Raw genomic sequence first — 18108 nt, 5'->3', positions numbered from 1 at the left:
TCCTCATGCCTTGAGTCATGCCTTGAGCCCGGTGAAGGCGATGCCCTGCAGGATGCGGCGCTGGAAGACCAGCAGCACCCCGATCACCGGAATGACGGCGAGCGTGGCGCCCGCCATGATGTAGTACGCCCGGCCGCCGTCGGGGCTGGCCACGAGCTGCTGCAACGCCAGCGGCAGCGTGTAGAGGTCCGGGTCGTTGAGCACGACCAGCGGCCAGACCAGGTCGTTCCAGTGGAACAGGAAGCTGGTGATCGTCACCACGGCCAGCACCGGCTTCGACAGCGGCAGCACGATCCGCCAGAAGATCTGCATCCGGCTCGCGCCGTCGATCAGCGCCGCCTCCTCCAGCTCGGACGGGAGCGACAGGAAGAACTGCCGCAGCAGGAAGATGTCGAGCACCGAGGCGATGTTGGGCATGATGAGCCCCCACCCGGAGTCGAACATGCCGAGCGCCTGGGTGACGTGCAGACGCGGCACCAGCAGCGTGATCGTCGGCACCATCATGCCGCCGAGCAGCACCACGAACAGCTTGTCGCGGCCCGGGAACGGGATCCTGGCGAAGGAGTAGGCGGCCAGCGCGTCGATGAGCAGCTTGGCGGGCACCAGGATCAGGCACACCCACACGCTGTTGACGAAGGCCCGGCCGAGCCCGCCGACGTTCAGGACGTAGTCGTAGTTCTCCAGCGTCGCCGCCCACTCGCCGGTCTTGCGGTCCACGGGCAGCAGGTTCGGCACCTTGGTGTAGATGTCGTGGCCGTGCTTGACGGAGGTGGCCAGCATCCACAGGAACGGCACCACCGACACGGCCGACAGCAGCACGAGGGCGACATAGATCGACGCCTTGCGGGCCCTGGTCATGACGCCTCCTGCTTGACGAACCTGAACTGCAGAGCGGTGATGATCATGATGAAGGCGAGCAGGATGAACGACATCGCGCAGGCGGCGCCCATGGCGTCGTACCGGAAGGCGAACAGGTACAGGTGGAGCACGTAGCTGAGCCCCGACTGCTCGGGCCCGCCGGTGACGCTCCGCCCATTCCCCGAGAAGATCACGTACACCAGCCCGAACACCTGCAGAGCCGCGATCACGCCCGTCACCAGCAGGTAGAACGTGGTCGGGCGGAGCATGGGCACGATCACCCGCCAGAACCGCTGCCACGGCCCCGCCCCGTCGATGATCGCCGCCTCGCGGATGGTGCCCGGAATGCCCTTCAGCCCCGCCAGGTAGATGATCATCGAGATGCCGCACTGCCAGGCGGAGATGAACGCCAGGGCGGGGATGACCAGCTCGGGGGTGTTCAGCCAGTTCTGGCCGGGGATGCCGACCAGGCCGAGCACCGAGTTGATCAGGCCGTACTGCGGGTCGTACAGCCAGCGCCAGATCGCGCCCACCGCCGCCTCGGCCGTCACCACCGGCAGGAACAGCAGCAGCCGGAACAGGTTCGCCCCGCGCCGGATCGCGTTCACCAGCAGCGCCTGCACCAGCGCCGCCACCATCGTCAGCGGCACGGCGATCAGCGTGTACTGCAGGGTGACCCGCACGGACTTCCAGAAGTGCGGGTACTTGACGTCGTCGAACATCAGGTCCGCGTAGTTGGCGAGCCCCACCCAGGAGGCCGCCGAGCGCAGGTTCCAGTCCGTGAAGCTGTAGTACAGCGCCGACAGGGCCGGATACAGCAGGAAGACCACGAAGTAGACGACCGCGGGGGTGACCAGGAGCCACCCCACCAGGCGGTCGTTCGAGCGGCCGCGCGGACGTCTCCTGGGATGGGCCGCCACCTCCTTCCGGCCCTCCAGTACGGGTGCCGTCACCTCAGCCGGTCCAGCCCAGGAGGGAACGGGTCTTGCCCGCCGCGTCCGTCAGCGCCTGCTGGGCGGTGGCCTTGCCGGTCAGCGCCGACTCCAGGGCCGGGGCGATGATCTCGTCGTTGACCTGGATCCACTGCGGCACGGCCGGCCTGGCGTGCGCCACCTTGAGCTGCTCCAGGAACGCCGCCTGCTCGGGCCCGGCGGCGACGACCTGCGCCTTGAGGTTGACCGGGAAGCCGCCGAACGCGTCGGCGATGGCGCCGTTGTTCTGGGCATCGGTCAGGAACGCCAGCCACTTCCAGGCCAGGTCGGCGTTCTTGCTGGTGGAGAAGACCACGGAGTCCTCGCCGCCGATGTTGCCCGCCGGCTCGCTCTTGTACGGCAGGGGCGCCACGCCGAAGTCCAGGTCGGGGAACTGCTCGTGGATCGTCGGCACGTCCCACGGCCCGGAGATCGTCATGGCGGCCAGGCCGTTCTCGAAGGGCTTGTCCGAGTCGGTGATCTTGCGCGGCGACGACTTCAGCAGGTCCACCCAGAGCTGCAGCGCCTCGACCGCCGGCGGCTGGTCGAACAGCACCTTCTTGCCCGCGTCGTCGACCATCTGGCCGCCCGCGCCGTGCACGACGCCGGGGAACATCCACGCGCCGTAGCCGTCGCCCTTGGGCACGTTCATCCCGGCGACGTTCGCGTCGGCCTGGTGCACCCGGGCGGCCGTCGCCTTCATCTCGTCCCAGGTCTTGGGCGGCGCCGGGACCAGCTTCTTGTTGTAGAACAGCGCCACGCAGGTCTGGTCGGCGGGCAGGCCGTAGAGCTTGCCGCCGGCCCGGTTGGTGTCGAGCGCGCCCTTGTAGAAGGCGCTCTCGTCGATCAGCCCGGCGGGCACCTCCTTGATCGTGCCGTCCAGCGCGTACTTGGAGACCAGGGGCTGGTCGAGTATCCCGGCGTCGGGCGCGCTCTTGCCGGCCACGGCGCCGCCCAGCTTGGTGTTGTAGTCGTCCTTGGGGATCTTGACGAGTTTGACCGTGACGCCGGGGTTGGCCTTCTCGAAGTCCTTGCGGACCTTCTCGATGACCTGACCGGCCTGCGGTGTGCGGTCCTGGTACATCCAGAAGGTGAGCGTCTTCTCATTGCCCGACCCCTGGCCGCCGCCACAGGCGGCGAGCCCGGCCACGAGTGCCGCCACCGCGGCTCCTCGGACGACTCCTCGGCTCATTGTCTACTCCTCATCGGGGGGATGGGCAGACCATAATCTAAGTCGTGAATAAAGTCAGGAGCACCGAAGAAACACTTCGGTAACACCAGGCTTCGCGCTTTGAACTAACATGACGGAGCACTCGGGAGAGGACGGGGACGATGGGCACGCCACAGCGCAGGACGGTGCGAGACCTCCGCAGGGGAAACCGCGCGATGCTCCTGCGGGCGCTGTACTTCGGCGGCCCGGCCAGCCGCAACGACCTGTGCGGCGTGACCGGGCTGAGCGCGGCGACGGTCAGCACCATGACCGGCGACCTGCTCGCCGACAACGTCGTGGTCGAGGCGGGTCAGGTCGACTCCGACGGCGGCCGCCCCCGCGTGCTGCTCCGCGTCAACCCCGTCTACGGCTACGCGATCGGCGTGGACGTGGGGGAGACCCAGGTCCGGGTCGAGCTGTTCGACCTGGAGATGAAGGAACGCGCCAGGGCGCACTACGCGGTGCGCTCGGCCAGGCACGACCCCGAGCTGGTCGCCCGCCACATCCTCACCGGCGTCGACGCGGTGATCGCCGAGGGCGGGATCCCCGCCGACCAGGTGCTCGGCGTCGGCGTCGGGGTGCCGGGCATCGTCGAGCCGGGCCCCGACGCGCTGGTGCTCGCCAAGGCTTTCGGCTGGGCGGCCGTGCCGCTCGGCGCGCTGCTGCGGGCGGGCACCTCGCTGCCGCTGTACGTGGACAACGGCGCCAAGACGATGGGCCAGGCCGAGCTCTGGTTCGGTTCGGGACGCGGCACCCGCGACGCGATCATGGTGCTGATGGGCTCCGGCGTGGGCGGCATGATCGTCGCGGACGGGAGCATCTACCGGGGCGCGGGCAAGGCCGCCGGCGAGGTCGGCCACCTCAAGGTCGTCGCGGGCGGGCGGCCCTGCCGCTGCGGCGCGCGCGGCTGCCTGGAGGCGTACGTGGGGGCCGAGGCCATCCTGGAGCGGGCGGGCGTCGTCGCCGACTCGGCCGACGAGGAGTCGGCGCTGGCCGGGGTGCTGGCGTCGGGCTCGCCGGTGGTCGGCGAGACCGTCGAGATGCTCGGGGCCGGCCTGTCGAGCCTGGTCCACCTGTTCAACCCGGAGCGCATCGTGATCGGCGGCTGGGCGGGCCTGATGCTGGGCGGGCGGCTGCTCGACGAGATCCGCGCCGCGACCGAGGCCAACACGCTGGCCCAGCCGTTCCGCGGCGACTCGATCGTGCTCGGCCGCCTCGGCGCGGACGCCGTGGCGCTGGGCGCCGCCACGCTGGTCATCGAGGCGTTCTTCCGGGAGGCCGCGTTCCGGCAATCCGTCACGACTATTGCCTAAGTATCAAATAAAGCTACCGCAGGCGTACGCAGTCGGGGTCCAGCCCCGCCACCCCGCCCACGCCCAGCAGTTGCAGCGTGCGCACCAGCTCGGCGCGGAGCAGGGCAAGCACCCGGTCCACGCCCGCCTCACCGCCCGCCATCAGCCCGTACAGGTAGGCCCGGCCGACGAAACAGGCCCGCGCGCCCAGCGCCACCGCGATCGCGATGTCCGCGCCGCTGCGCACTCCGCCGTCCAGGAACACCTCCGTACGGTCACCGACCGCGGCCACCACCTCGGGCAGCAGCTCCAGCGGGGTCGGAGCGCGGTCCAGCTGCCGGCCGCCGTGGTTGGAGACGACCAGCCCGTCCACCCCCACCGCCGCCAGGTCCTTGGCGTCGTCCACCCGCTGCACGCCCTTGACCAGCAGCGGGCCCGGCCAGACCGACCGGATCCACTCCAGGTCCCGTAGCGTCACCGTCGGATCGAACATCAGGTTCGTGATCCCCGCCAGGTCGTCCGGCGCGCCGTCGACGGTGGCGAAGCGGAGCGGCTCGCTGGTGAGGAAGTCGAACCACCAGGCCGGCCGGCCCAGCGCCTGCAGCACGCCGCGCCAGCGCAGGACGGGCGGCATCGTCATGCCGTGCCGCACGTCACGCAGCCGCGCCCCCGCCACCGGCACGTCCACGGTGACGACCAGCACCTCCATGCCCGCCTCGCGGGCCCGGTCGAGCGACTCACGGCTGCGCTCGCGATCGCGCACGACGTAGAGCTGGAACCAGTTCCACCCGTCCGGCGCCGCCGCCGTCACGTCCTCGGGCGTCGTGGTCCCCATCGTGGACAGCGTGTACGGCACCCCCGCCCGGGCCGCCGCCCTGGCCACGGCCCGCTCGCCGGCACGATGCATCATCCGGGTGAACCCGGTGGGCGCGAGCACGACCGGCATCGAGATCCGCCTGCCGAGCACCTCCACCGCCGTGGGCGCCTCGGAGACGTCCCGCAGCACCCGCGGCCGCAGCTCGGCCCGCGCGAACGCCGCCACCGACCTGGCCAGCGACCGCTCCGCCTCGGCCGCGCCGTCGACGTAGTCGAACACCACCCGCGGCGCCCGCCGCCACGCCAGCCGCCGGACGTCCGCGAGATCGGCCGCCGCGGCCAGCCGCCGCTCTGCCGACGGGAACGGCCGCGGCCTGGGCGGCAGCACGGCGCGCAACTCCCGCCAGCGCGGCAGACGCCGGGGATCCCTCGCCGTCGGCTCCATGCTCAGAACGCTATCAAGGCGGTAGATCCTGGTACACAGGCTGTGCTCGCGTGGGGTGATCTACCGTAGGTCCCATGCGCGACGACTGGCTCACCCTGGTGGCGGACTCGCCGGCGGCCAGGGCCATCGGTGCCGAGCTGGTCGCCCGGTGGGCCGAGCCGCACCGCCGCTACCACACGCTCGAGCACCTCGCCGCCGTGCTCGGCGCGATCGACCGGCTGGCGGGCGCCGCCGACGATCCCGTCGCGGTGCGGCTGGCCGCCTGGTTCCACGATGCCGTCTACGACGGGCGGCCGGGCTGGGACGAGGAGCGCAGCGCCCAGCTGGCCCAGGCGCGGCTGCCCCGCTGCGGCGTGCCCGCCGGACGGGTCGCCGAGGTGGCCAGGCTGGTACGGCTGACGGCCGCGCACGACACGCTGGCCGAGGGCGACCGCGACGGCGCCGTCCTGTGCGACGCCGACCTCGCGGTCCTGGGCGGTCCCGGCTACGAGCGCTACACGGCCCAGATCCGCCAGGAGTACGCGCACGTGCCCGACGAGCTGTTCCGCCAGGGCCGGGCCGCAGTGCTGCGCAGGCTCCTGGCCGTACCCAGGCTCTATCGGACGGACGAGGCGCACGAGCTGTGGGAGCGGCGCGCGCGGGCCAACATGAGCGCCGAGCTAGTGGCGCTTGCGGCGGCGCAGCCCGGCGGCGATGAGGCGGCGCAGTAGCTCGCGCGAGCTCACCGCTTCCGCCCCCAGCTCCACGGCGCGGGCGTGCACGGTCTCCGGCACGTCGTAGTGGTCGCGGTCGAACGCCCGCTCCGGCACGCCGAGGCGTACCGCGAAGGCGTGGAGTTCGTCCAGGGAGCTGTCGCTGACCAGATGCGACCACATGAGGCCGCGCGGCCCCGGCCAGGCGGGGGGATCGATGAGCACCGTCACGACGTCAAGGTTAGGAGGTCAAGGGCAGGACCCTGCCCCGCACGCCCAGCTCCACGAGGTCCTTCACCACCACGTCGGCGCCCTGCGAGCTCAGCTCGGCGCTCTCGCCGTGCCGGTCGACCGCGATGACGAGCCCGAAGCCGCCCTTGCGGCCCGCCTGGATCCCCGGCAGCGCAGCCTCGATCAGGCCCGCCTTGGCCGCGGGCAGGGCCAGGCGGCGGACCGCCTCCAGGAACAGCGCGGGGTCCGGCTTGCCCGGCAGGTTCATCAGGGCCGCGTCGTTGCCGTCGACCAGCAGGTCGAACAGGTGCAGCACGCCCGCCGAGCCGACCAGCTTGCGGCCGTGCAGGCTGGCGGAGACGGCCGCGGTGCGCGCCCCCCTGCGGCGCAGCTCGTGCAGCAGCGCCACGGTCGAGGGGAAGGCGGCCACCCCGTACTTGTCCACCTGCGCCATGAACAGCTGGTCCTTGGCCAGGCCGAGCCCGTGCACGGTGGGCGCCCCCGCCTCGTCGTCGGGGGCGCCCTCCGGCAGCGTGATGCCGCGCGAGGCCAGGAACGTACGGACGCCGTCCAGCCGCGGACGGCCGTCGACGTGCCGCAGGTAGTCGTCACGGATGTCGAAAGGCGCCGAGCGTCCGCGCAGGAACGCGTCGAAGACATGCTTCCAGGCGGCCGCGTGCCCCCGAGCGGTGTCGGTGACCACGCCGTCGGTGTCGAAGACGACGGCGCTGATCGCGGTCAGGTCGATGACAGGCTCGTTCACACCTGTGAACGTAACCGCTCTACCACGCTACGGGTAGCTTCTCCACGCCATAGACGATGGCGAGCTTCCTGAACGGCACCTCACCCGCCACGCGGAGCCCCGGAAAGCGGCGCAGCAGCGCGGGGAAGGCGATGCGCATCTCCATCTGGGCCAGGGGCGCCCCGATGCAGCGATGGATGCCGTGGCCGAAGGCCAGGTGCGAGCCCGCCGTCGCGCGCTCCGGCCGGACCTGCTCGATCGCCTCGCCGAGGTGGGGGTCGCGGTTGGCCGCCGTGAGCGAGCAGAGCACCATCTCGCCCTTCTTGATCGAGTGGCCGAGCAGGTCCAGGTCCTCGCGGGCGAAACGGGGGAAGGCCACCTGCACCACGGTCATGTACCGCAGCAGCTCCTCGACCACCTGCTCGATGTAGTCGTCGTCCTCGCGTACCCGGGCGGCCTGCTCAGGGTTCTCCAGCAGCCAGAGCGTGCCGAGCGCGAGCATGCTCGTGCTGGTGTCGTGGCCGCCGGTGAGCAGGCCGTCGGCCATGCTGGCCAGCGTCCGGTCGTCGAGGTCGTCGCCGTGGTCGCGCAGCAGTTGCCCGAGCAGGCCGTCGCCGGGGTTCCGCCGTTCGCGGGCGACCAGGTCCGTCAGGTACGCCATCGCGTCGTTGACCGCCTGCAGCGACGCCTCGGGGCCCGCGCTGAGGTCGAAGCGGTTCGTGCTGATCTTCAGGAAGTCGGCCCGGTCCTCGTACGGCACACCCAGCAGTTCGCACACGACCAGAGAGGGGATCGGCAGCGCGAACGACTCCACCAGATCGGCGGACGAGCCCTTGGCCGCCATCCGGTCCAGGTACTCCTCGACCATGGCCTCGATGCGCGGCACCAGCCGGCGCAGGCGGCGCATGGTGAACTCCGGCGTCAGGTACTTGCGCAGCCTGGTGTGCTCGGGCGGATCCCGGAAGCCCAGGCCGCCCGGGTCCTCCTGGCTGGTGCCCAGGCCGATCACGTTGCCGAAGTCGTTGCTGAACCGGTCGTGGTCGGCCAGCACGCTCCGCACGTCCTCGTACCGGGTGACCAGATAGACCGTCTGGTCACCCGGGATCCGCATCGGGAACACCGGCTGCTCCGTACGGATGCGGGCGAGCTCGGCGACGGGATCGAAGCCCTCGCGCATGAACTGGACGAGGGGGAAGTCGTCTGTGTCTGACATCGAAATCCGTCCTGCTGGGGATACATCACACTTTGTTGGGATAAATCCCTACATAGATGGTCCCATCTGGCAGGACGCGATCTGGCCAGGGTCAGTCGAGCGCCAGCATCCTGGTGACCTCGTCCGGAGGTGGGACCGAACGGTCGTGCGCCCACAGGGGCGGCTCGGGCAGGGGGACCTCCGCCGTCAGGGACGGCGGCGCGGGTTTGGGCCGGCGCGGCTCGCGAACCCCGCCTTCGCCCCCGCCCGGTTCGTCGCGCGGGAAGTCGTTGTCCGGGCCGTGCGGCTCGCCCGGGCCGAAGCCGGGCAGCCAGCTCGGAGCCCCACTGGTGAGAACACGGCGCCTGCGGGATCGCTTGCTCACGAAGCCTCCTTGGCCTCCTTCGCCAACCGGCTCCATTGTGCGTCACCACCTTCCGGAACGCGAGATCTCCTGTGCCGGGGGAGGATTGTGGTAAACGTGGGCATAGCGGGGCAGCAGAGGCCGTTTGGCGTACAGGTACGCCGTGTTCTGCGATGATCTCGCTATAAGCGGAGTTTGAGCCTCACGGATAGTGACTGATGCCGACATTCGAGGAAATTGCTGCCTTCGTCGCCGAAAAGCCGTTCGCCACCGCGGTCATCGCGCTGCTGGGCCTGGCCGGTCTGGTGCTCGCCTACCTGATACTCAGGGTCACCTGGCGGGCCGTGTCCTGGCTGGTCTCGCGCTATATCGCCCCCCGTCCCATCGAGGACGTCCTGACCGTCGTGGCCGCGTCCATCGCGACCGGTGTCTCCGCCCAGGGCATGTGGCGCTTCTCCGGTGACGTGCTCGGCCTCGACGGGCCGCTGCGGCTGCTGCTGTTCGCGTTCATCGAGGTCGCGATCATCACCTCGGCCGTACGCGCCCGCCGCAACATGCGCGAGAACTTCTCCGCCGGGATCGACGGCATCGCGGTGTGGGCGCTGACGTGCCTGACCGCCGTACTGTCCAGCATGGACGCGCGTAGCGCGCCCGAGGCCCTCTTCCGGCTCGCCGCGCCGCTGGTCGCCGCCTGGCTGTGGGAGCGCGGCATGGCCATCGAGCGCCACCGCATCAGGGGCACGGGCCGCATCAACTGGCGGCTCACCCCCGAACGGCTGCTGGTCAGGGTGGGCCTGGCCGAGGTGAGCGACCGCACCGCGAGCGAGGTCGACGCGCACCGCAGGCTCACCCGCGTCGCGCTGGCCGCCAAGCGGGCCAAGTCGATGCGCGACGGCGGCGCGTCCGAGCGCAAGATGCGCGGCGCGCTGGCCAAGCTCGACAAGGCCATGGACCAGGCAGTCGAGCACACCGGGCTGGCCGTCGACCAGGGCCGCCAGGAGGCGCTGCTCGCCCAGATCGCCGCCCTGTACAACACCTCCGCCCTCATCGACGCCGACCCGCGGGTGCCCTGGGAGCCCGAGGCCGACCACCACCCCGTCCCCGCCCGCCCCGCCCTGCCGCCCGCGCTGGTCGAGCTCGTCCAGGACGACGACGAGGACATCCAGGTCTTCGACACCACGCCGCAGGTCGTCGACACCGCCCAGCGGGCCGCGCTGATGCGCTCCGCCCGCGACTACTGGGACCGGCAGATCGCCAAGGGCATCGTGCCGCGTACGGTCGACATCGCGCAGGAGATCGGCCTCTCGCTGCCCGCCGCCCGCCAGTATCGTGCCCTGTGGAAGCTGGAGCCCGAGGCGCACGCGCTCATCGAGGCTCTGTACCAGCAGCATGGCATCGTGGACACCGGCGCCTTCCCGGCCATCGCCGACGACGGGCGGATGCTGACCACGAAGCTCTAGAGCACGTTCGGGGGAGCGGTTTGAGGGAGCGCACGCTCGAACGGGTCAGGAAGCTCCTGGCCAAGGCCGAACGCACCGACAACGAGCACGAGCGGGCCACGTTCATGGCGGCGGCGGCCTCGCTCATGGCCAAGTACGGCATCGACTCCCTCGACCCCGCCGACACCCGCCAGGCGCCGGGCGACCGGATCGTCACCCTGCCCAACCCCTGGGCCAGGGAGAAGGCGCGGCTGGTCAGCCTGGTCGCGCAGGCCCTGCGCTGCCGTCCCCTGCTCATCGGGCGCGGCGACGGCGGCCAGCGGGTGCACGTCTTCGGCTTCGCCGCCGACCTGGAGCGGGCCGACGTGCTGGCCACCTCGCTGCTGCTGCAGATGGCCACGGGCCTGGCCAGGGTACGGCCGCCGGACACCGCGATGCGCGCCTACCGGCGGTCGTGGCTGCTCGGGTTCACCGACGAGGTGTACCGGCTGCTGCGCGAGGCCGAGACGCGGGCCGAGGAGCAGGCGCCCACCGCGAGCACCGCGCTCGTCCTGGCGGACCGGCGGGCTGAGGTGGAGCGGGTGGTGGCGGCGCACTACCCGCGCATCCGGCTCACGGTGCCACGCACCAGCGGCACCGGCTACCGTGCAGGCGTCGAAGCGGGCCGCCGCGCCGACCTGGGCCGCACCCGCGTGGACGCCCAGCCGGGCCGCGAACTCACCTGACCCTAGCCCTCGGGCTGCGAGCTGACCTGACCCGAGCTCCCCACGGCCTCAGCCCAGGGTGGCGGAGACCAGGGAGCGGGCCGCCTCCTGGACCTCCGCCAGGTGGCCGGGCCCCTTGAAGGACTCGGCGTAGATCTTGTAGACGTCCTCGGTCCCCGACGGCCGGGCCGCGAACCAGGCGCTCTCCGTCGACACCTTCACCCCGCCCAGCGACGCCCCGTTGCCCGGCGCCGCCGTCAGCACCGAGGTGATCGGCTCGCCGGCCAGCGACGTCGCCGTGACCTGGTCGGCCGACAGCTTGCCCAGCACCGCCTTCTCCTCCCGCGTCGCCGGCGCGTCCACCCGGGCGTACGCCGGCTCGCCGTACCGGGAGGTGAGGTCGCGGTAGTGCTCGCTCGGCGAGCGCCCCGTGACCGCGAGGATTTCCGACGCCAGCAGCGCCATGATCACGCCGTCCTTGTCCGTCGTCCACACCGACCCGTCGCGGCGCAGGAACGACGCCCCCGCGCTCTCCTCGCCGCCGAACCCGAGCGAGCCGTCCAGCAGCCCCGGCACGAACCACTTGAACCCCACGGGGACCTCGTACAGCCGCCGCCCGAGCGAGTTCGCCACACGGTCGATGATCCCGCTGCTGACCATCGTCTTGCCCACCCCGGCGCCCGCGGGCCAGCCGTCGCGGTGCGCGTAGAGGTAGGAGATCGCCACGGCCAGATAGTGGTTGGGGTTCATCAGCCCGCCGTCGGGCGTGACGACGCCGTGCCGGTCGGCGTCGGCGTCGTTGCCGGTGGCGATCTGGTACTTGTCGCGGTTGGCGATCAGCGAGGCCATGGCGTACGGAGACGAGCAGTCCATCCGGATCTTCCCGTCCCAGTCGAGCGTCATGAACCGCCACGCCGGATCCACCAGCGGGTTGACCACGGTCAGGTCGAGCCGGTGCCGCTCGGCGATCTCCCCCCAGTAGGCCACGCTGGCCCCGCCGAGCGGGTCCGCGCCGATCCGTACCCCCGCCGACCTGATCGCGTCGAGGTCGAGAACCGACGGCAGGTCGCCGACGTACGCGCCGACGAAGTCGTAACGCCCGGTCGTGTCCGCCCGCAGCGCCTTCGGGTACGGGACGCGGAGGATGTTCTTCATGCCCCCGGCCAGCAGGCGGTTGGCCCGGTCCTGGATCCAGGTCGTGGCGTCGGTGTCGGCCGGACCGCCGTGCGGCGGGTTGTACTTGAAGCCGCCGTCGGCCGGCGGGTTGTGCGACGGCGTGATCACCACCCCGTCCGCCAGCCCGGTGGACCGGCCCCGGTTGTGGGTGAGGATCGCGTGCGAGACGGCGGGCGTCGGCGTGTAGCCGTCACGGCTGTCGATGAGCACCCGCACCTCGTTGGCCGCGAACACCTCCAGCGCCGACACCCTCGCCGGCTCCGAGAGCGCGTGCGTGTCGATGCCGAGGAACAGCGGCCCGTCGGTGCCCTGGGCGTGGCGGTACTCGCAGATCGCCTGGCTGGTCGCGAGGATGTGATCCTCGTTGAACGCGGTGTTCAGCGACGAGCCACGATGCCCGGAGGTGCCGAACGCCACCCGTTGCGCCACCTCGTCGGGATCGGGGTGGAGGGCGTAGTAGGCGGTGACCAGCTTGGCGACGTCGACCAGGTCGGCGGGCTGGGCGGGTTGTCCGGCGCGTTCGTGGCTCATGGGGCCACTTTACGAGTGGCCGTATGAAGACCGTCGGCTAGACTCGCGTCAGTCACTAGAATGGAGTTCTGTTGCCATGCGTATCGGGCTGCTCCTGAATGAATCCAAGGATCCGGACCCGCTGGGCGGGCTGCGCGACACCCTCGCCCAGGCGGCCGACGACGGCTTCGCCTCCGCCTGGCTGTCGCACATCTTCGGCCTCGACGCCCTCACCGCGCTGGCCGTGGCAGGCAGCCAGGTGCCCGGTATCGAGCTCGGCACCGCCGTGGTGCCGACCTACCCGCGCCACCCTCTCGCGCTCGCCCAGCAGGCCATGACGGTCAACGCGGCGGTCCGCGGGCGGCTGTCGCTGGGCATCGGCCTGTCGCACCAGATCGTCATCGAGAACATGTTCGGCTACAGCTTCGAGCGGCCCGCCAGCCACATGAAGGAGTACCTGAACATCCTGATGCCGGCCACCCGCGGCGAGCAGGTCGACTACGACGGCGAGACCCTCAGGGGCCACGCCCGGCTCACCACGCCCGGAGCCGGGGTGCGGGTGCTGATCGCGGCCCTGGGCCCGCGCATGCTCAAGCTGGCCGGCACCGTCGCCGACGGCACCGTGCTCTGGATGACCGGCCCCAGGACCGTCGCCGAGCACGTCACGCCCGTCATCACCGCCGCCGCGAGCGAGGCCGGACGGCCCGCGCCGCGCGTGGTCTGCTCGCTGCCGATCTGCGTCACCGACGACGCCGACGCCGCCAGGGCCCGCGCCAACGAGGTCTTCTCCATCTACGGCCAGTTGCCCTCCTACCGGGCCATGCTCGACCGGGAGGGCGCGGCCGGTCCGGGCGACGTGGCGATCATCGGCGACGAGGACAGCGTGGGCGCCCAGCTCGACGCGCTGGCCAAGACCGGGGTGACGGAGTTCGTGGCCGCCGAGTTTGCCAAGCGGGAACGTACCAGGGCATTCCTCAAGACGCTGCTCTGATCGGCGCGTCGGCCCAGGGACCGGGAGGCATCCGAATAAACTCCCGCAAGGTGAAGCGCGAGCTGCATGGCATAGACGTGTCCAACTGGCAGGGCTCCGTCGACTGGACCGACCACGCGGGAGCGGGGGTCAGCTTCGCCTTCGCCAAGGCCACCGAGGGCGGCGACTACACCGACCAGTACTTCGCCCGTAACTGGCAGGGCATGCGGGAGAGCTGGATCGTCTGCGGCGCCTACCACTTCGCGCGCCCGAAGGGCGACGCGGCCGAGCACGCGCGCCACTTCCTGCGCGCGATCACGGCGGCGGGCGGGCTGCGCCGTGGCGACCTGGTCGCGCTCGACCTGGAGAACAACGACGGGCTCCGGCCCGAGCAGGTCGCCCACCACGCCCGCCGCTGGTGCCACTACGTGGAGCGGCACGGCGGCGTGCGCCCGTTCGTCTACACGTTCCAGTCGTTCGCCCGCGCGGGCAACTGCGCGGGCCTCGGCGACTATCCGCTGTGGATCGCCAGCCCGGAGAAACCGCGCGGGGAGCCGCTGGTGCCCACGCCCTGGCGGGACTGGACGATTCATCAGTATGCGAACAGTCCGCTCGACCGCAACGTCTTCCACGGAAGCCGGGAAGACCTGACAAGGCTGGGGTTTCACCCGCGATAGCATCGGTGTTCACCACGACAGTGCTATCCAAGGGAGTCACCGTGTCAGCCGAGCTACGCATCACCCTCGCCGGAGCCGAGCGTGTGGTCGCGGCCGGCACGACGGCCGGTGACGCGCTGGAGGCCGACGGCCGGACCGTCATCGCCGCCAGGGTCAACGGCGAGCCCCGCGACCTGGCCCACCAGGTCGCCGAGGGCGACGTCGTCGAGCCGATCGAGGTCTCCAGCGACCAGGGCCGGGCCATCGTCCGCCACTCCACCGCCCACGTCATGGCGCAGGCGGTGCAGGAGCTGTTCCCCGGGGCCAGGCTCGGCATCGGGCCGCCCGTCGAGAACGGCTTCTACTACGACTTCGACGTCGAGCAGGCCTTCCACCCCGACGATCTCAAGCGCGTCGAGAAGCGCATGCGCGAGATCGTCAAGCAGGGGCAGCTGTTCTCCCGCCGGGCCGTCTCCGACGACGAGGCCCGCGAGGAGCTGGCCGCGGAGCCGTACAAACTCGAGCTCATCGGGCTCAAGGGCGGCGACTCCGACGAGCACGCCGGCGTCGAGGTCGGCGCCGGGCAGCTGACCATCTACGACAACCTCGACCCGAAGACCGGCGAGCTGTGCTGGAAGGACCTGTGCCGCGGCCCGCACGTGCCCTCCACCAGGTCCATCCCGGCCTTCAAGCTGATGCGCTCCGGCGGCGCCTACTGGCGCGGCAGCGAGAAGAACCCGCAGCTGCAGCGCATCTACGGCACCGCGTGGGAGTCGCGCGAGAAGCAGGACGACTACCTCAAGATGCTGGAGGAGGCCGAGAAGCGCGACCACCGCAAGCTCGGCGCCGATCTCGACCTGTTCTCCTTCCCCGACGAGCTGGGCTCCGGCCTGGCGGTCTTCCACCCCAAGGGCGGCGTGATCCGCCGGGTGATGGAGGACTACTCGCGGCGCAGGCACGAGGAGGCGGGCTACGAGTTCGTCAACACGCCCCACATCACCAAGGAGACCCTCTACCAGGTCTCGGGGCACCTCGACTGGTACCGCGACGGGATGTTCCCGCCCATGGAGCTCGAGGGCGCCCGCTACTACCTCAAGCCGATGAACTGCCCGATGCACAACCTGATCTTCCGGGCGCGTGGGCGGTCTTACCGCGAGCTGCCGCTGCGGCTGTTCGAGTTCGGCACGGTCTACCGCTACGAGAAGTCGGGCGTCGTCCACGGCCTCACCCGGGTGCGCGGCATGACGCAGGACGACGCGCACATCTACTGCACCCGCGAGGAGATGCGCGATGAGCTGACCTCGCTGCTGCGCTTCGTCCTCGACCTGCTGCGCGACTACGGGCTCGACGACTTCTACCTGGAGCTGTCCACCAAGGACCCGGAGAAGTTCGTCGGCTCCGACGAGGTGTGGGAGGAGGCGACCGAGACGCTACGCGAGGTCGCCGAGTCCGAGCGGCTGGAGCTGGTGCTCGACCCGGGCGGCGCCGCCTTCTACGGGCCGAAGATCTCCGTGCAGATCCGTGACGCGATCGGCCGCACCTGGCAGATGTCGACGATCCAGCTCGACTTCAACCTGCCGGAGCTGTTCGAGCTCGAATACCAGGCGTCCGACGGCACCCGCAAGCAGCCCGTCATGATCCACCGGGCGCTGTTCGGGACGATCGAGCGCTTCTTCGCCGTGCTGGTCGAGCACTACGCGGGCGCCTTCCCTCCGTGGCTGGCCCCCGTGCAGGTCGCCGGCATCCCGATCGCCGACGCGCACATCCCCTACCTGCAGGACGTGGCCAAGAAGCTGCGTGAGCGCGGCATCAGGGTCGAGGTCGACACGGCCGACGACCGGATGCAGAAGAAGATCCGCAACGCGCAGAAGGCCAAGGTGCCCTTCATGCTGCTGGCCGGCGACGACGACATCGCCAACGGGGCGGTCTCGTTCCGCTATCGCAACGGCGAGCAGAAGAACGGCGTTCCGGTGGAGGAGGCGATCGCCGAGATCGTCAACGCCGTGGAGCGCCGCGTCCAGGTCTGACGTTCGGTTGTCGAAGGGGTACGGCGGACGTCCGCCGTACCCCTTCGCGCGTCGCTACTTGGCCAGCGGCTGACCCTGCTTGTCGGTGAACTTCCCGATGAGGATCATGATGAAGTCGATCAGCACCCAGACACCCAGACCGCCGAGGGTGATGAGCTGGAGGATGCCGGTGCCGATCTTGCCGACGTAGAAGCGGTGGACGCCGAGCGCGCCGAGGAAGAAGCAGAGCAAGACGGCGACGATCCATGACTTGGCCATGAAAAGGTCCCTTTCGATTGGGGAGTTGGGCCGGGCGTTGAGGGCATGGTGAGCCCGGTCGGTATTTCATCCGCGGGGATGATCACCGCGGAGCACGAACGCTAGCAACAGGAGCCCCGGGCCACCAGTGCTTCGGCGCTTTGTCAGCCGACGCGCTCCATATACGGGAATATCCTCTCATCTGGGTAAATATCCGCTATGGCGGGATAAAAGGTTGGTGGGGCGGGGGCATGCGGTACGCTGGCCGTACTCTGAAGATCACGCTTCCCAGAGACATGCCGCAGAGCGGAAGCAGGCCCGCACATCGCGTGTGAGGACCCGGAGGGGCGGTGCGACTGTTCGCATGCCCTTCCGAAGGAGTGTTCTCCCGATGAACGTAGGTCTCGGCCTTCCCGTCAACGACCCCGCGCAGCTGCTGACCTGGGCCCGCCGCGCCGACGCCGGCCCCTTCAGCGCGCTCGGCCTGCTCGACCGGCTCGTCTACGACAACCCCGAGCCGCTGGTCACCCTCGCCGTCCTGGCCGGCGCCACCTCACGCGTCCGCGTCCAGACCGAGGTACTGATCGCGCCCCTCCACAACACCGCCGTCCTGGCCAAGCAGGCCGCCACGCTCGACCGCCTGTCCGGTGGCCGGTTCACGCTCGGCATCGGCACGGCCGGGCGCGAGGACGACTACCTGGCGGCCGGCGCCGACGTCCACCGGCGGGGGCGCCGCCTGGACTCGCAACTCGCCCTCCTGCGCCGCGCCTGGTCCGGCGAGCCGTACGGAGACGGCGCCGGCCCGATCGGCCCCGCGCCCGCCCGGCCAGGCGGTCCCGAGGTGCTGTTCGGTGGCTTCGTCCCGGCCGTGTTCGAGCGTGTCGCCCGGTGGGGTGACGGCTTCCTCGGCGGGGGCCTGGGGCCCGAGTGGATGGACACGGCCTTCCGCGACGTGGAACACCGCTGGGCGCTCGCCGGCCGCGAGGGCCGTCCCCGGCTGGTCGCCCAGGTCAACGTCGCCCTCGGCCCGGACGCGGTGGTCGCGGAGGCCCGGAAGGAGATGGGGGGCTATTACGCGTTCACCGGCCGCGCCGAGCACATGCTGGACGGCCTGCTCACCACGCCCGCCCGGATCCGGGACGCGGTCACGGCGTTCACCGGCATCGGCGCCGACGAGGTGATGCTCTACTGCTGGGCCTCGGACCCGGACCAGATCCACCGCCTGGCCGACATCCTGCCCTGACCCATCCCCTGCCGCCGCCCTCCGCACCGCTCCTCTGGCGCCGAGGGCGGCAGGTCTGTTGTCTCACCCCGGCCCCGGACCGAGGCCCTGACGGCCCGGCCCCAGACCGGGGGCCCTGACGCTGCGGCCCCGGACCGGGGGCCCGTCCAGATCGGGGGCCGGACGCTGCGGTCCCGGACCGGGGGCCCGTCCAGACCGGGGCTTGACGCTGCGGTCCCGGACCGGGGGCCCGTCCAGACCGGGGCTTGACGCTGCGGTCCCGGACCGGGGGCCCGTCCAGACCGGGGCTTGACGCTGCGGTCCCGGACCGGGGGCCCGTCCAGACCGGGGCTT

General features: G+C 71.0%; 18 protein-coding genes. 8 read left to right on the top strand and 10 right to left on the bottom strand.

The window, feature by feature from the left end; genetic code table 11:
- Positions 1–15: 15 nt before the first annotated feature.
- From KME78_RS44835 to KME78_RS44825, 3 genes are read right to left on the bottom strand one after another with little or no spacing between them, the layout of a single operon-like run.
- Positions 16–858, bottom strand: a complete 843-nt coding sequence (locus KME78_RS44835) for a carbohydrate ABC transporter permease (protein ID WP_219536053.1) — start codon at positions 856–858, stop codon at positions 16–18.
- Positions 855–1811, bottom strand: a complete 957-nt coding sequence (locus KME78_RS44830; RefSeq protein WP_219536052.1) for a carbohydrate ABC transporter permease — start codon at positions 1809–1811, stop codon at positions 855–857. The genes KME78_RS44835 and KME78_RS44830 overlap by 4 nt, the downstream gene beginning before the upstream one ends.
- A gap of 1 nt (position 1812) precedes the next feature.
- The gene (locus KME78_RS44825; protein ID WP_219536051.1) at positions 1813–3021 is read right to left on the bottom strand and encodes an ABC transporter substrate-binding protein; all 1209 of its coding nucleotides are present in this window, start codon (positions 3019–3021) and stop codon (positions 1813–1815) included.
- 140 nt (positions 3022–3161) lie between these two features.
- Between KME78_RS44825 and KME78_RS44820 the strand changes: the two genes are divergently transcribed.
- Complete coding sequence (locus KME78_RS44820) at positions 3162–4352, top strand: ROK family protein (protein WP_219536049.1); 1191 nt, start codon at positions 3162–3164, stop codon at positions 4350–4352.
- A 13-nt stretch (positions 4353–4365) separates the two neighbouring features.
- On the opposite strand, the gene KME78_RS44815 is transcribed toward KME78_RS44820, so the two are convergent.
- Entirely contained in the window at positions 4366–5592 is a 1227-nt protein-coding gene (locus tag KME78_RS44815) for an alpha-hydroxy acid oxidase (RefSeq protein ID WP_246653305.1), read from the bottom strand.
- Positions 5593–5666: 74 nt separating this feature from the next.
- Between KME78_RS44815 and KME78_RS44810 the strand changes: the two genes are divergently transcribed.
- The gene (locus tag KME78_RS44810) at positions 5667–6302 is read left to right on the top strand and encodes an HD domain-containing protein (protein WP_219536046.1); all 636 of its coding nucleotides are present in this window, start codon (positions 5667–5669) and stop codon (positions 6300–6302) included.
- Here KME78_RS44810 and KME78_RS44805 read toward each other — a convergent pair.
- The 4 genes from KME78_RS44805 to KME78_RS44790 form a co-directional block, all read right to left on the bottom strand.
- Positions 6252–6515: a DUF4031 domain-containing protein gene (locus tag KME78_RS44805; RefSeq protein WP_219536044.1), complete on the bottom strand. Its 264-nt coding sequence runs from the start codon at positions 6513–6515 to the stop codon at positions 6252–6254. The two genes, KME78_RS44810 and KME78_RS44805, sit on opposite strands and share 51 nt — an antisense overlap.
- 10 nt (positions 6516–6525) lie before the next feature.
- On the bottom strand, positions 6526–7278 hold the full coding sequence (locus tag KME78_RS44800; RefSeq protein WP_219536042.1) for an HAD family hydrolase: 753 nt from the start codon (positions 7276–7278) through the stop codon (positions 6526–6528).
- A gap of 19 nt (positions 7279–7297) precedes the next feature.
- Positions 7298–8470, bottom strand: coding sequence for a cytochrome P450 (locus KME78_RS44795; RefSeq protein ID WP_219536040.1), 1173 nt, complete (start codon positions 8468–8470; stop codon positions 7298–7300).
- Between the two features lie 91 nt (positions 8471–8561).
- Positions 8562–8834, bottom strand: coding sequence for a hypothetical protein (locus KME78_RS44790; protein WP_219536038.1), 273 nt, complete (start codon positions 8832–8834; stop codon positions 8562–8564).
- A gap of 197 nt (positions 8835–9031) precedes the next feature.
- Here KME78_RS44790 and KME78_RS44785 point away from each other — a divergent pair, with 197 nt between their 5' ends.
- A complete protein-coding gene (locus KME78_RS44785) occupies positions 9032–10273 on the top strand; it encodes a hypothetical protein (RefSeq protein WP_219536036.1) in 1242 nt (413 codons plus the stop codon).
- A gap of 20 nt (positions 10274–10293) precedes the next feature.
- Positions 10294–10977 carry a DUF2786 domain-containing protein gene (locus KME78_RS44780; protein WP_219536034.1) on the top strand — a complete coding sequence of 228 codons (684 nt, stop codon included), beginning with the start codon at positions 10294–10296 and terminating at the stop codon, positions 10975–10977.
- A 48-nt stretch (positions 10978–11025) separates the two neighbouring features.
- On the opposite strand, the gene pgm is transcribed toward KME78_RS44780, so the two are convergent.
- Positions 11026–12663 (bottom strand): phosphoglucomutase (alpha-D-glucose-1,6-bisphosphate-dependent), encoded by a 1638-nt coding sequence (gene pgm, locus KME78_RS44775; protein WP_219536032.1) that lies wholly within the window; start codon positions 12661–12663, stop codon positions 11026–11028.
- Positions 12664–12739: 76 nt separating this feature from the next.
- Between pgm and KME78_RS44770 the strand changes: the two genes are divergently transcribed.
- The 3 genes from KME78_RS44770 to thrS are packed head-to-tail and all read left to right on the top strand — an operon-like array spanning position 12740 to position 16295.
- Positions 12740–13633, top strand: a complete 894-nt coding sequence (locus KME78_RS44770; RefSeq protein WP_219536030.1) for an LLM class F420-dependent oxidoreductase — start codon at positions 12740–12742, stop codon at positions 13631–13633.
- 50 nt (positions 13634–13683) lie between these two features.
- On the top strand, positions 13684–14289 hold the full coding sequence (locus tag KME78_RS44765; RefSeq protein ID WP_219536028.1) for a glycoside hydrolase family 25 protein: 606 nt from the start codon (positions 13684–13686) through the stop codon (positions 14287–14289).
- 41 nt (positions 14290–14330) lie between these two features.
- On the top strand, positions 14331–16295 hold the full coding sequence (thrS, locus tag KME78_RS44760; protein WP_372455080.1) for a threonine--tRNA ligase: 1965 nt from the start codon (positions 14331–14333) through the stop codon (positions 16293–16295).
- Between the two features lie 54 nt (positions 16296–16349).
- On the opposite strand, the gene KME78_RS44755 is transcribed toward thrS, so the two are convergent.
- Positions 16350–16553 (bottom strand): TM2 domain-containing protein, encoded by a 204-nt coding sequence (locus KME78_RS44755; RefSeq protein WP_138664761.1) that lies wholly within the window; start codon positions 16551–16553, stop codon positions 16350–16352.
- Positions 16554–16923: 370 nt separating this feature from the next.
- Between KME78_RS44755 and KME78_RS44750 the strand changes: the two genes are divergently transcribed.
- Entirely contained in the window at positions 16924–17775 is an 852-nt protein-coding gene (locus KME78_RS44750; RefSeq protein ID WP_219536026.1) for an LLM class flavin-dependent oxidoreductase, read from the top strand.
- Positions 17776–18108 lie beyond the last annotated feature (333 nt).

Source organism: Nonomuraea guangzhouensis, assembly GCF_019396345.1.
Taxonomy (GTDB): domain Bacteria; phylum Actinomycetota; class Actinomycetes; order Streptosporangiales; family Streptosporangiaceae; genus Nonomuraea; species Nonomuraea guangzhouensis.
The sequence above is the reverse complement of the archived record's forward strand: the minus strand, read 5'-3'. Positions and strand labels throughout refer to the sequence as shown.